General features: G+C 48.7%; 11 protein-coding genes. All 11 read left to right on the top strand.

Going from position 1 to position 14102, the window contains the following annotated elements; genetic code table 11:
• Positions 1 to 11: 11 nt before the first annotated feature.
• The 11 genes from QNM19_RS18070 (at position 12) to dnaE (ending at position 14100) form a co-directional block, all read left to right on the top strand.
• Positions 12 to 878 (top strand): phosphatidate cytidylyltransferase, encoded by an 867-nt coding sequence (locus QNM19_RS18070; RefSeq protein WP_284027041.1) that lies wholly within the window; start codon positions 12 to 14, stop codon positions 876 to 878.
• Positions 875 to 2062, top strand: coding sequence for a 1-deoxy-D-xylulose-5-phosphate reductoisomerase (ispC, locus tag QNM19_RS18065; protein WP_284027040.1), 1188 nt, complete (start codon positions 875 to 877; stop codon positions 2060 to 2062). Before QNM19_RS18070 ends, ispC begins: the two co-directional genes overlap by 4 nt.
• Positions 2063 to 2070: 8 nt before the next feature.
• Positions 2071 to 3423 (top strand): sigma E protease regulator RseP, encoded by a 1353-nt coding sequence (gene rseP / locus QNM19_RS18060; protein WP_284027039.1) that lies wholly within the window; start codon positions 2071 to 2073, stop codon positions 3421 to 3423.
• A gap of 67 nt (positions 3424 to 3490) precedes the next feature.
• On the top strand, positions 3491 to 5962 hold the full coding sequence (gene bamA, locus QNM19_RS18055) for an outer membrane protein assembly factor BamA (RefSeq protein ID WP_058797805.1): 2472 nt from the start codon (positions 3491 to 3493) through the stop codon (positions 5960 to 5962).
• Between the two features lie 10 nt (positions 5963 to 5972).
• A complete protein-coding gene (locus QNM19_RS18050) occupies positions 5973 to 6491 on the top strand; it encodes an OmpH/Skp family outer membrane protein (RefSeq protein ID WP_049866302.1) in 519 nt (172 codons plus the stop codon).
• Positions 6491 to 7531, top strand: coding sequence for a UDP-3-O-(3-hydroxymyristoyl)glucosamine N-acyltransferase (lpxD, locus tag QNM19_RS18045; protein WP_049866303.1), 1041 nt, complete (start codon positions 6491 to 6493; stop codon positions 7529 to 7531). Before QNM19_RS18050 ends, lpxD begins: the two co-directional genes overlap by 1 nt.
• Before the next feature lie 11 nt (positions 7532 to 7542).
• On the top strand, positions 7543 to 7995 hold the full coding sequence (fabZ, locus tag QNM19_RS18040) for a 3-hydroxyacyl-ACP dehydratase FabZ (protein ID WP_049866304.1): 453 nt from the start codon (positions 7543 to 7545) through the stop codon (positions 7993 to 7995).
• Between the two features lie 2 nt (positions 7996 to 7997).
• Positions 7998 to 8768, top strand: a complete 771-nt coding sequence (lpxA, locus tag QNM19_RS18035; RefSeq protein WP_049866305.1) for an acyl-ACP--UDP-N-acetylglucosamine O-acyltransferase — start codon at positions 7998 to 8000, stop codon at positions 8766 to 8768.
• 100 nt (positions 8769 to 8868) lie between these two features.
• Positions 8869 to 10023, top strand: coding sequence for a lipid-A-disaccharide synthase (gene lpxB, locus QNM19_RS18030; protein ID WP_049866306.1), 1155 nt, complete (start codon positions 8869 to 8871; stop codon positions 10021 to 10023).
• Positions 10013 to 10606, top strand: a complete 594-nt coding sequence (rnhB, locus tag QNM19_RS18025) for a ribonuclease HII (RefSeq protein ID WP_010385765.1) — start codon at positions 10013 to 10015, stop codon at positions 10604 to 10606. The genes lpxB and rnhB overlap by 11 nt, the downstream gene beginning before the upstream one ends.
• 2 nt (positions 10607 to 10608) lie before the next feature.
• Complete coding sequence (gene dnaE, locus QNM19_RS18020; RefSeq protein ID WP_284027038.1) at positions 10609 to 14100, top strand: DNA polymerase III subunit alpha; 3492 nt, start codon at positions 10609 to 10611, stop codon at positions 14098 to 14100.
• Positions 14101 to 14102: the final 2 nt, after the last annotated feature.

Below are 14102 nucleotides of genomic sequence, written 5' to 3'. Positions count from 1 at the left end.
AGGTACAAAATTTGTTAAAACAACGTGTTATGACGTCGGTGGTGCTGGCGCCACTGGCTTTACTATTGGTATTTTTTACGCCGCTGAATTTATTTAGCGTGATTGCCGGCGCCATTATTCTGATGGGTGCCTGGGAATGGGCGGCCTTTATCGGCCTGACTAATCGCCTGCACAAAGGCATTTATGTTGTCATGATGGCCGCGGTTCTGACGGTTCTTCATACCCACTGGCCGATCACAGAGCTTTGGCATCAGGGACGTCTGGTGGCCGATGCAAACTACGTCTTTACTCTTGCCGCAGCCTGGTGGCTGGTTGCGACCGTTCTGGTTATGAATTACCCGCGCATGGCGAAAGCCTGGAATGAAGGCATGATCATGCGTACTATAGCCGGCTTTTTGACCTTAATTCCCCTTTGGCTGGCACTGAATGTGCTGCGCAGCGCAGAGTATCATCAGGCAGAGCAATATGGCTCAGTGTTAATTATGGTGGTGCTGGGCATCGTCTGGAGTGCAGACATAGGGGCTTACTTTGCCGGTAAGAATTTTGGCAAACACAAATTAATGCCCAATGTCAGCCCCAATAAAACGATTGAAGGGTTAATTGGTGGTTTACTGACGTCTGTCGTGTTTGTGGTCATTTTCTGCTATTGCAGCGACGTAGAGCAACATCAGTGGCTATTGTATGCCGGTTTAACCGTTGTGATTGCGCTGTTTTCTGCCGTCGGTGATTTGCTGGAAAGCATGTTTAAACGTGAAGCCGGGTTAAAAGACTCGGGGAAATGCCTGCCAGGACATGGTGGTATTCTTGACCGTATCGATAGCTTAACCGCGGCTGCGCCGATTTTTGCCTTGTTGTACGCCTGGACGGTGACACTATGAGTGGCAAGCAAAACCTGGTGATCTTAGGGTCTACCGGCTCTATAGGTACATCAACGCTGGATGTCGTTGAGCGAAATTGCGCACACTATCAGGTTTTTGCGCTGGTTGCCGGGCGTAATGCTCAACTGGTTATCGAACAGGCTCTAAAGCATCAGCCTCGCTATGTTGTTATGGGGACTGAGGATGCTGCAAAAGAAGTAAGTGCAGCACTGAGTACCCAGCAGACTGAAGTGCTCAGTGGCACTCAGGCCATGTGTGATATTGCCGCTCATACTGACGTGGACATTGTGATGTCGGCCATTGTTGGTGCAGCGGGATTATTGCCAACACTGGCAGCGGTAGAGCAGGGCAAGAAAGTCTTGCTTGCCAATAAAGAATCTCTGGTCATGTCAGGCCAGTTATTTATGGATAAAGTAAAGCGCCACGGTGCGATTTTGCTGCCCATAGACAGCGAACACAATGCTATTTTTCAATGTTTACCAGATGCCTTGCAACAGGGCGCTAGCACAGCCCTGGATGCTCAAGGGATCCGTAAAATCCTGCTCACTGGTTCCGGCGGTCCTTTCCTGAATCGTGCCATTGATACACTGGCCGATGTGACCGTGGCTGAGGCTGTTGCACACCCTAACTGGTCAATGGGACAGAAAATCTCGGTAGACTCCGCGACCATGATGAACAAAGGACTGGAGTTTGTTGAAGCGAAATGGCTGTTTCATTGCCAGGCAGACGACATTGAAGTGGTTATCCACCCACAAAGTATGATCCACTCCATGGTGCAATACATAGATGGCTCCGTGATTGCGCAAATGGGTCAGCCCGATATGCGGACTCCCATTGCTTATGGCCTGGCTTATCCTGAACGGATAGACGCGGGCGTTAAGCCTCTCGATTTTGCGGATATTGTTGATTTCACCTTTACCAAGCCTGATTTCAATCGCTATCCCAACTTGAAACTGGCAATCGATGCATGTCGCAGTGGTCAGTCTGCCACAACGACACTTAACGCAGCGAACGAGATTGCGGTTGCGGCCTTTTTGAATGAACAAATCGGTTTTTGTGATATTTATCGCATAAATGCTGAAGTGCTTGAACGTTGCCACCTCGAACCTTTACACTCTGTGGACGCGATAATGGCACAGGATGCGCAAGCCCGCAGACTTGCCAGGGAACTGATCAGTAAGTAGGAGTCACTATGTTGGAATTTTTCTGGAACCTGGGTTCTTTCATTGTCGCACTGGGGATCTTGGTGGCTGTACATGAATATGGCCATTTTTGGGTTGCCAGAAAAGCCGGTGTGAAGGTACTCAGATTCTCAATTGGGTTTGGTAAACCTTTGGTTCGTTGGCACGATAAACTCGGTACTGAATATGTCATTGCCGCTATTCCCTTGGGTGGCTATGTTCGCATGCTGGACGAACGTGTGGACGACGTGGCCGCTTCAGAACAACACCTGTCATTTAACACCAAACCCGTCCTGTCCAGAATTGCCATTTCAGCCGCAGGACCTCTTGCGAACTTCCTTTTCGCTATTTTTGCCCTCGCGCTGATGTATATGGTCGGCGTTCAGAATGCTAAGCCAATTGTCGGGAACGTGACCGAGCGCAGCATCGCAGCTCAGGCTCAGGTGCAACCGGGCGATCGTATTATCAGTGTTGATGATGAGGTCGTACAGTCCTGGCAGGAAGTGACCTTTGCGTTGATGGGTGGACTGGGTGAATCTCAAGTCATCCTCAAAGTTCAGGACAGTAAGGGGCAGCTTGCATTGCGTCAGCTCGATACCCGCGAGTGGCGACTGGAAGAGCAAGATGTGCCGCCTTTAACGTCAGTGGGTATCCAACCGTATCGTCCCAATCTGAAACTTGAAATTGCACAAATAGCGTCAGGCTCTGCTGCCGAGCAAGGCGGTTTGGCGGTCGGGGATAAACTGCTGCGCTATAACAATGAGACGCTCGACTCCTGGGAGCAATTTGTTCAGCTGGTTCAAACCTCAGCGCAACAACGCAGTCATCTGGTCGTGCAAAGAGCAGGTGCTGAGGTTGACCTTTACCCGACACCACAGGGTCGCGAAGACAATCAGGGAATACTTGTTGGCTATCTGGGTGTAGTCCCTGTGCTTGAGCCTTGGCCGAAAGGGTATATTGAAACTAGACAATACGGGGTATTCGATAGTATCGTGCTGGGCGTTAAAAAGACCTACGACTTAACTGCGCTCAGTTTTGAGATGATTGGTAATTTATTGACCGGTCAGGTATCGGTTAAAAATCTCAGTGGGCCGGTTGGCATTGCTGTTGGGGCCGGAAATAGTGTGAGTTATGGGTTTGTCGCATTTTTAGGCTTTTTGGCATTAATTAGCGTCAACCTGGGGGTTTTCAACCTTTTACCCCTGCCGGTCTTAGATGGCGGGCACTTAATGTATTACTTTATTGAACTTATTCGCAAAAAACCGGTCTCTGAAAAGACACAAGAGTTAGGCTATAAGGTGGGTGCAGTTGTGCTCCTGGCGCTAACTTGTTTTGCACTACTTAACGATGTATCGAGGCTTTAGGCCGCTAGGTGCGATAGCAATTGAGGCGCACTGTTCGCCGTAAGCTGTAAAGGATAAAGATAATAAAATGCCTATAAAAAAACATTTAGCTGTAACGAGTTTACTGGGCGCGAGCTTTGCTGCTCTGGGGCAAAACTCCTTTATCGTAGAAGATTTGAAAGTTGAAGGCCTGCAGCGCGTTGCGCTGGGCGCTGCGTTAACACACATTCCTATCAACGTGGGTGATCAAGTTGATGACTATACAGTGTCTAAGACGATTAAGGCGCTGTTTGCATCAGGCCACTTTGATGATATCGCCGCATATCGCGATGGTAATCAGGTTATTTTCAAAGTTAAAGAACGTCCAACGATTGCCTCAATCGAATTTGATGGTAACAAAGACATCAAAGACGAGCAGCTTCAGGAAAGCTTAGATCAGCAAAATATTCGTGCCGGTGAAACCTTAGACAGAACGGTTATTGATAGTGTAGAGAAAGGCCTTATCGAATTCTTCCATAGTATCGGTAAGTACAACGCTAAGATTGAGATGACCATTGTTGAGCTGCCTCGTAACCGGGTAAGACTGAAGCTGGACTTCGATGAAGGTGACGCAGCGTCGGTCAGACAGATCAACCTGGTTGGTAACGAACTGTTCTCGGATGAAGAGTTGCTGAAACTGGTTGAATCGCAGCAAGATTTACCCTGGTGGAAATTCCTGTCAAGCGACCGCTACCAGAAGCAAACCATTGAAGGCGATCTGGAAAAGATCCGCAGTTACTATCTGGACCGTGGTTACCTGCGCTTCAATATTGACTCGACCCAGGTGTCTGTAAGCCCGGAGCGTGAGTCTGTCTATGTGACAGCTAACCTCACTGAGGGTGAGCAGTACATGGTGAAAGATTTTGAATTTATCGGAGATCTGTTGGGTCGGGAAGAATTGATCCGCAGCGTGGTACCATTAAGAAGCGGTGAGTTGTACAACGGCTCAATCGTGACAGCCACCGAAGAATTTATCAAAAGTTACCTGGCACGCTTTGGTTATGCCAATGCTGAGGTGCGTACCGTGCCTGACATTGATGATGAAAACAAAGAAGTGAAGCTGACTCTGGCGGTTGACCCTGGCAAACGCGTTTATGTGCGCCGTATTGCGGTCAATGGTAATCAGGTGACTGCAGACCACGTTGTTCGTCGTGAAATGACGCAGCTTGAAGGCGCCTGGTTATCTAACCAAAGCCTTGAACGCTCAAAGCTACAGATCCAGCGTCTGCCCTATATGGAAAGCGTTGACTTTGAAGTCAAGCCAATTCCAGGTGTTGACGATCAGGTCGATGTTGACTTTAAAGTCAAAGAGCAGCCAGCAGGTAGTTTCCAGGCCGGTGTGGCATATGGTTCATATGGTGGTTTGCAGTTCAACGTGGGCGTGAGTGAGTCTAACTTCCTCGGAACAGGTAACCAGCTGGCCTTTAATATTAATACTGGCCGGGGGTCGAAGCGTTATACCGTTTCTTACACAAACCCTTACTTTACGCCAGATGGTGTGTCACAGGGCAGCAGTATTTTCTACAGTGACTTTGATGGCTCTAAGCTTGGCCTGATTGATTATGACCAGACCAACTATGGTATTGGTACCAATTTTGGTTTCCCAATCGATGCCGTTAACCGTATTAACTTTGGTGTGCGCTGGATAGAAGAAGAGCTGGATCGTATCCCGGACTACGAGCAATCACGGGTAATGCGACTGGCGTTTACTGATCCGGAAAACCCGGATGCTGGGTTTGACTTTACTAAGTATGAGCTGAGCGTGGGGTGGTCACGGATCACTGTTAACCGCGGTATGTTCCCGACAGATGGTTCACGTCAGAGTGCGACCTTCAGGATCACTACACCTAACTCAGATCTGAACTTCTTTAAATTGAATTACGATTCGCGTTTCTACTGGCCAATCAGTAATGACCATCGTTGGGTATTCTCAGCGCGTACCGGTCTTGCTTATGGTAACGGTTACGGTGACGTCAACGGCTTCGAGCAAACGCTGCCATTCCAGGAGTTCTATCGCATAACCGAAATGGAGCTACGTGGTTTTGACCGCAATACTATCTTGCCACGTGCGCTGCAGCGTGTACCTTCCTCAATTGGCGGTACGCCATTACCGGATGGCACAATACCAGGTTCGATTGGTGGTGATCCGCAGTTTGACAATCTGATCCAGGGCGGTCGTATCGGTGGTAACGCAAAAGCCTTAGCAGGCATTGAGATGATTGTACCAACGCCTTTCCTCGAAGAAGAAAACACCAGCTCAGTACGTACCAGCTTCTTCATTGACGCTGCGAACGTCTGGGATACTGAGTTCGATGCCGATCGCTATACGAACTTGTCGCCTGATGTGTATAAGACATTATCAGATTACTCTGATCCAAGCCGGTTCAGGGTATCTACAGGCTTATCTGTACAGTGGATCTCACCAATGGGACCTATGCTGATCAGTTTTGCCTACCCACTGAAAAAAGAAGAAGATGATGAAACTGACTTCATCAGCTTTAACATAAGTAATACGTTCTAAGGAGCTAATTGTGAAAAACCTTTTTAAAACTTCGGCCATGGCGCTGATGGCTACACTCATGATGGGTGCTTCTGCGTCTGCGTTTGCACACAAAGTTGGCCTGGTTGATATGCAAAACATCTACTCAAAATTGCCGCAAATGGCCAAGATTGAGCAAACTTTGCAATCTGAATTCGCAGAGCGTCGCCAAGAATTAGAAAAACTACAAGGTGATATCCGTTTCGAAGCTGAGAAGTTCAAGCGTGAAAGTGCGACAATGAGTGAAGATCAGCAAGTTGCATTGCGTGAAAAAATTCAGGGCATGCAGCAAGAACTGGCTACAAAAGGTCGTCCTCTTGAGCAAGAAATCAAAGTGCGTCAAAATCAGGAGCTGGCAAAAGTACAGAAACTGATCGTTGATGCGATTGAAGAAGTTGCCAAAAAAGGAAAATACGACGAAGTTCGCGTAAAAGATACGACAATTTACTTCAACCCTGATAAAGTTTCTGACCTGTCGGATAAAATTGTTGAAGTAGTCAGTAAAAAGTAATGACCAAACACTACACTTTGTCGCAGTTGGCTGACGCTGTGGGCGCCGAATTACAAGGCGATCCGGCTCAGCCAATTGAGAAAATTGCCACCTTGCTTAGTGCAGGTGGTCAGGACATCGCGTTCCTGGCGAATAAAAAGTACCGTAGCCAGCTTGCATCAACGCAAGCGGGTGCCGTGATCCTGGCACCTTCTGAGGCTGAACACTTCTCTGGCAATAAGCTAGTCTGTGACAACCCTTATGTTGCTTACGCTAAACTTGCGCAATACATGGATACCACACCTGACTCAGCTCAGTCCATCCACGAGCGCGCCTCAGTCCATGAGTCAGTGAAGCTTGGCAGCAATGTCAGTATCGGTGCCAATGCTGTGATAGAAGCGGGCGTTGAGCTGGGTGATGACGTACAGATTGGCCCAGGTTGTTTTGTTGGAAAGCATACGCGCATCGGCGCAAAAACTAAGCTGTGGGCAAATGTCACGGTTTATCATGAAGTCGTGATTGGCGAATCCTGTTTATTTCAGTCTGGTGCTGTGATCGGCAGTGATGGCTTTGGTTATGCTAACGAAGGTGGAGAATGGGTTAAAATTCCTCAGCTTGGCAGCGTCATTATCGGTAACCGCGTAGAAGTCGGGGCGAGCACGACGATAGATCGTGGTGCGTTAGACGACACAGTGATCCATGATAACGTGATTTTGGATAACCAAATTCAGATCGCACACAATGTTGAAATTGGCTACGGTACAGCGATTGCTGGCTGTAGTGTTATGGCCGGTAGCGTGAAAATCGGTAAATATTGCCAGATTGGCGGTATGGTGGCTGTCAATGGACACAATGAAGTGTGCGACGGAGTCGTCATTACGGGGATGAGCATGGTGACAAAAGGGATCTCCGAGCCGGGGATTTACTCATCAGGTATGCCTCACACCACTAATAAAGAGTGGCGTAAGAACATTGCTCACCTACGAAACCTTTCGGATTTTAAAGCGCGACTAAAAGCGCTGGAAAGCCTCACAGAACAGCTTAAACATACTGATAACTAAAGGATGTTATTTTGGCCAACGAATTAAATAGCTTCGATATTCAAGAAATCCTCAAGCTACTGCCGCATCGTTACCCGATGCTGCTGGTAGACAAGGTCATTGATCATAAACCTGGCGAATACTTACATGCAGTTAAGAATGTAACTGCAAACGAGCCTATTTTTACAGGCCACTTTCCTGATCAACCTATTTTTCCTGGTGTGATGATTTTAGAAGCGCTGGCTCAGGCAACAGGCCTGCTGGGTTTCAAGACCGTAGAGAATCGCGGCGATAATGAACTATACTTGTTTGCAGCGATTGATAATGCGCGTTTCAAGCAACCTGTTGTGCCTGGTGACACCATGCATTTACACGTTGAATTTGTTAAAGAGCGCCGTAATATCTGGAAATTTTCTGGTGTTGCAAAAGTCGACGATAAAGTCGTCTGCAGCGCTGAAATAATGTGTGCAAGAAGAGAGTTTTAAGCGTGATCCATCCTACTGCAATTATTGAGTCAGGTGCTCAGCTGGGCGACAACGTATCGGTTGGACCTTATAGCTATATCGGTAATGATGTTGTTATCGGAGACAACTGTAAAATTGAATCTCACGTGGTGATCAAAGGACCCAGCGTGATTGGTTCGGGGAACCATATTTTTCAGTTCGCATCAGTGGGCGAGGCCTGCCAAGATAAAAAGTACAAGGATGAACCAACCAAGCTCGTGATTGGTGACAACAATATTATCCGGGAGTGCGCCACCATCCACCGTGGCACCATCCAGGATAAAGGGATTACCGAGATAGGCAGCAATAACCTGTTTATGGCGTACACCCATGTCGCGCACGATGCCATCATAGGTAATAACGTGATTTTCGCCAACAATGCAAGCGTTGCAGGGCACGTTCACATCGGTGACTTTGTGATATTAGCAGGCAATTCTGGTGTGCATCAATTCTGTAAAATTGGCGCGCATGCCTTTGTTGGTATGTATAGTGGCGTGAATCAGGATGTCCCTCCATTTGTTACGACAACCGGTACGCCTGCACGACCTGCGGCAATTAACACAGAAGGGTTAAAGCGCCGTGGCTATGAGTCAGATGAGATTATGGCCATTCGTCGTGCTTACAAGACTTTATTCCGTAAAGGCCTCAAGCTGGACGAAGCGCTGGAAGTCATGCGCGAAGATGCGGCAAAATTTGCTGGCGTACAGCAAATGATCGACTTTATTGCGACTTCTGAAAGAGGATTGGTACGTTAAATTTATATAACGGTCGATAACCTTTCTACATCGCATATCTGTATCTGATATACTAACGCCATACAGCCTGTATGGCGTTTTTTTATTCTAAAAGAATCACATGGCCAACGAAAAAGAAATTACGATAGGGATTGTTGCCGGCGAGCTGTCTGGTGACATCTTAGGTGCAGGTCTGATCCATGCACTGCGTGAACATTACCCTAATGCACGGTTTATCGGGATAGCCGGTCCAAAAATGCTTGATGCCGGGTGCGAAACCTTATTCGATATGGAAGAGCTGGCCGTGATGGGCCTGGTGGAAGTCCTGGGGCGTTTGCCACGACTACTGAAAATACGTAAACAACTGGTTGAACACTTCATTGCGCAAAAGCCGGATATTTACATTGGTATTGATGCACCCGATTTTAACCTGCGTGTGGAAAAACCACTTAAAGCAGCCGGGATTAAAACCGTTCAATACGTCAGCCCCTCAGTGTGGGCATGGCGGCAAAAGCGAATTTTTAAAATCGCAGAGGCGACCAACCTGGTATTGTCTCTTTTGCCATTCGAAAAAGCCTTTTACGACAAGCATGAAGTGCCGTGTACCTTTGTCGGGCATACGCTGGCAGATGAGATCCCGCTGGATGTGGATGTCGCAGCCGCGCGTGCGCAGTTGGGGTTAAAGGAATCTGATACAGTGCTGGCCCTGTTGCCTGGTAGCCGTGGCTCCGAAGTAAGCCAGCTAAGTGAAACCTACTTACTCACAGCCAAAGCGCTGGCAGACAAAATCCCCAACCTGAAAATTCTGGTGCCCCTGGTGAACGAAAAGCGCAAGGCGCAGTTTCAGGCAATCAAAGCGCAGGTGGCCCCGGAGCTAAGAACCATTCTGCTGGATGGTCAGTCATCGTTAGCAATGACGGCGGCCACTGCGGTGTTACTGGCGTCTGGTACAGCGACACTCGAAGCCATGCTATACAAAAAGCCAATGGTGGTTGGTTACAAACTCAAGCCAATGAGTTACTGGATATTTAATACCTTTTTTACGTTCAACATTAAGCACTTTTCTTTGCCAAACTTGCTGGCAGATGAAGCCTTAGTTGAAGAGTTTTTACAGCAGGATTGTAATCCAGATGCACTCACGGACGCCTTGCTACCTCTGCTGAGAGGCGATAACTCAGCGCTGATCCAAAGATTTTATGATATTCACCAGAATATACGCCGCGACGCCAGTAAACAGGCTGCGCAGGCAGTAGTGGAGTTAATGAATGCAAATTGAACGTCCTGATGTGCAGTATATTGCAGGCGTAGATGAAGTTGGCCGTGGTCCTCTGGTAGGAGACGTGGTAACAGCAGCCGTGATTTTAGATCCGGCCAACCCGATAGCCGGGCTGGCAGATTCCAAGAAACTCACCGAAAAAAAACGCCTGCTACTGGCTGAAGAGATTAAGCAAAAAGCGCTGTGCTATCACGTTGCACGGGCTACCGTCAGTGAAATTGATGAACTGAATATCCTGCATGCCACTATGCTGGCTATGACACGTGCTGTTGAAGGCCTGGCCGTTAAAGCACAGTTTGTGTTTGTCGATGGCAACCGTTTGCCTGAATTGAGTGTCCCTGCGCAGGCCGTGGTCAAAGGAGACAGTCTGGTTGCAGAGATCAGTGCTGCGTCTATACTGGCCAAAGTAACGCGCGATCAGGAAATGCTCGACCTGGACAAAGAGTATCCTCAGTATGGTTTTGCTGCACACAAAGGCTATCCAACCAAAGCCCATTTTGCGGCGCTGAGTGAGTTTGGTGCAACACCGCATCACAGAACCAGCTTTAAACCTGTGCAGCGCATTCTGGCGGAGAAGCAGTAGTTATGGCAGCACCTGAGTTTGTTCATTTAAGAGTACACAGCGACTTTTCTATGGTTGACGGGCTGGCTAAAACTAAGCCCATTGTGGCGCGTGCCGCTGAGCTGGGTATGCCAGCCTTTGCGATTACCGACCAGATGAACTTGTGCGGCCTGGTCCGTTTTTACGGTACTGCGCATGGTGCGGGTATTAAGCCTCTGGTTGGTGCGGATTTTTGGCTGAAGAGCGACCAGTTTCCTGATGAGCCGAGTCGCATCGTGGTGTTGGCAAAAAATAATGAAGGCTATAAGAACCTTACTTTACTGATCTCCGAAGCTTATTTACGCGGGCATGTATTTCATCGGCCCGTTATTGATAAGGCGTGGCTTGCCAAATACAAAGAAGGCCTGATCTTACTCTCAGGTGCCAAAGATGGCGATGTCGGTAAAGCCCTGCTCAAGGGTAACCCGCAGCTGGTTGCCGATACGGTTGAATTTTACGAGACCCATTTCGCCGATCATTATTACCTTGAACTACACCGTACCGGCCGTGAGCAGGAAGAAGAATATTTGCACGCCGCAGTCGCATTGGCCACACAAAGAGGCTTGCCGGTTGTTGCAACCAACGAAGTAGTGTTCCTGCATGAACAGGACTTTGAGCCGCATGAAATTCGTGTGGCCATCCACGACGGCTATACACTGGAAGACAAAAACCGACCCAGACGTTTCTCTAAAGAGCAGTATCTGAAAACCCCTGAGCAAATGCAGGAATTATTCAGTGATATTCCGGAGGCGTTGCAAAATACCGTTGAGATAGCCAAACGCTGTAATGTCACGGTGCAGCTGGGGACCTACTTCCTGCCTGATTACCCAACCGGTGAGTTAAAGATTGAAGACTTCCTGGTCAAGGTATCCCGTGATGGCCTGGAAGAGCGACTGTTATTCTTATTCCCGGATGATGCGGATCGCGCCGAAAAGCGCATCCCTTATGATGAACGTCTGCAAATTGAACTCGACGTAATCAACCAGATGGGATTCCCGGGCTACTTCTTGATCGTAATGGAGTTCATTCAGTGGAGTAAGGATAATGATATTCCGGTTGGACCAGGGCGGGGTTCCGGTGCGGGTTCTTTGGTTGCTTATGCGTTGAAGATCACCGATCTGGACCCACTTGAATTCGACCTGCTATTCGAACGTTTCCTTAACCCTGAGCGTGTCTCGATGCCCGACTTCGACGTCGACTTCTGTATGGACCGACGGGATGAAGTAATCGACCACGTATCTAAACTGTATGGTCGTCAGGCCGTATCTCAGATCATCACCTTTGGTACGATGGCGGCTAAGGCGGTTATCCGGGATGTAGGCCGGGTGCTTGGGCATCCGTACGGATTTGTTGACCGAATTTCTAAACTGGTCCCTGGCGACCCGGGTATGACACTAGCCAAAGCGTTTGAGGTTGAGCCTCGACTGCCTGAAGTGTATGACGGCGATGAGGAAGTCCGAGAGCTGATCGACAAATGTCGTATTCTTGAAGGCTGCACCCGTAACGCCGGTAAGCACGCCGGGGGCGTGGTTATCTCGCCTACCAGCATTACCGACTTCGCTGCATTGTACTGCGATGAAGAAGGTAAATTCCCGGTCACTCAGTTTGATAAAAACGACGTTGAAACGGCCGGTCTGGTTAAGTTCGACTTCCTGGGTCTGCGTACTTTAACCATTTTGCAGTGGGCGTTGGACATGACCAACGAGCGATTGGCGCGCGACGGCATTGAGCCGGTAGACATTGCGGCCATCCCACTGGATGATCCGGCCAGTTTTGAAGTATTACTCAGAGCCGAAACCACCGCGGTATTCCAGCTGGAATCACGGGGGATGAAAGATCTGATCCGTCGTCTGAAGCCGGACTGCTTCGAAGATATGATCGCACTGGTAGCCTTGTTCCGTCCGGGTCCGCTGCAATCAGGGATGGTAGATAACTTTATCGACCGTAAGCATGGTCGTGAAGACATCTCATATCCGGATGCGCAATACCAGCACGATAGCCTGCAACCCATCCTGGAGCCGACCTACGGGATCATCCTATACCAGGAACAGGTAATGCAGATTGCCCAGGTCCTGGCGGGATACAGCCTGGGTGGCGCGGACTTGCTTCGTCGAGCCATGGGTAAGAAAAAGCCCGAGGAAATGGCGAAGCAACGAACAACCTTTGAAGACGGTGCGAAAAACAACGGAGTTGATGGCGAACTTGCAATGAAGATCTTCGATCTTGTAGAGAAGTTCGCAGGTTACGGCTTTAACAAATCTCACTCTGCTGCTTATGCACTGGTGTCATATCAGACGCTGTGGATGAAGACCCATTATCCGGCCGAGTTTATGGCTGCGGTAATGTCGGCGGATATGGATAACACCGACAAAATCGTGACCCTGGTCGATGAATGCGAAAACATGAAGTTGACGCTGCTCCCACCAGACGTCAATGCGGGTGTCTACAAGTTTGCTGTAAACCGGCAGGGTGAGATAGTTTACGGTATCGGTGCCATCAAAGGGGTGGGTGAAGGCCCGGTAGAAGCCATCCTGGAAGCCCGGGAGCAGGGCGGTCCGTTTAAAGATCTATTTGATTTCTGTGCCCGGGTTGACCTGAAACGCCTCAACCGCAGGGTCATTGAAAAACTGATCTACGCAGGCGCGCTCGACCAGCTGGGGCCAGAAAAGACGCAGCCAGGTCGTGCCACTTTGCTTGCGAGTCTCAAAGATGCCATGAAGTCAGCCGAACAGCATCACAAGGCCGAGTCACTGGGGCAGAGTGATTTGTTCGGTCTGCTAGCCGTTGAACCCGACGAAGTGGAACAAGCGTTTGTTAAAGTCATTGGGCTGTCGGACGATGAATGGTTGCAGGGTGAAAAAGACACTTTAGGCTTGTATCTGACGGGTCACCCGATCAATCAGTACAGAAAAGAGTTAAAAAACTACACTTCCGGTCGTCTAGTAGAATTACAGCCGACGAATCGCGATGTGCAATCGACGGCTGCCGGACTGGTTATCAATGCAAGGGTGCTGATCAATAAGAAAGGCAAACGCTGGGGTCTGATAACTTTAGATGACAAGAGCGCACGAATTGATGTACGCTTATTCCCTGAACAGTTTGAAATGTACCAAGATATGCTGCAAATGAACCAAATCTTGGTAATATCCGGACAGGTCAGCTTTGATAACTTCTCCGGCGGCATTACAATGACCGCCAGAGAAGTCTGTACCATAGCTCAGGCCCGCGAAAAGCGGATCAGTGCGATAAAAATGACATTGAATATGGTGCAAATAGACGCGAATTTCATAGATAATCTGAAAAAAGTACTGGAACCGTACAAATTCGGAACGTGTCCGGTAAAAATCCAATATCAGCGCCCAGACGCGATAGCGGAAGTGACATTAGGTATGCAATGGTGTGTGACGCCCAGTGATGATCTCCTCAGACGATTATCCAAGATGGCGGCGCAGGAAATAGAACTAGAATTTAATTAAAC

The organism is Pseudoalteromonas ardens (genome assembly GCF_030125445.1).
Taxonomy (GTDB): Bacteria; Pseudomonadota; Gammaproteobacteria; order Enterobacterales; family Alteromonadaceae; genus Pseudoalteromonas; species Pseudoalteromonas ardens.
This window is presented reverse-complemented; position numbering and strand designations above follow the sequence as displayed.

Coding starts and splice junctions, on each gene's coding strand:
- ispC (WP_284027040.1), top strand. CDS start 875: ATGAGTGGCAAGCAAAACCTGGTGATCTTAGGGTCTACCGGCTCTATA.
- rseP (WP_284027039.1), top strand. CDS start 2,071: ATGTTGGAATTTTTCTGGAACCTGGGTTCTTTCATTGTCGCACTGGGG.
- bamA (WP_058797805.1), top strand. CDS start 3,491: ATGCCTATAAAAAAACATTTAGCTGTAACGAGTTTACTGGGCGCGAGC.
- lpxD (WP_049866303.1), top strand. CDS start 6,491: ATGACCAAACACTACACTTTGTCGCAGTTGGCTGACGCTGTGGGCGCC.
- lpxB (WP_049866306.1), top strand. CDS start 8,869: ATGGCCAACGAAAAAGAAATTACGATAGGGATTGTTGCCGGCGAGCTG.
- rnhB (WP_010385765.1), top strand. CDS start 10,013: ATGCAAATTGAACGTCCTGATGTGCAGTATATTGCAGGCGTAGATGAA.
- dnaE (WP_284027038.1), top strand. CDS start 10,609: ATGGCAGCACCTGAGTTTGTTCATTTAAGAGTACACAGCGACTTTTCT.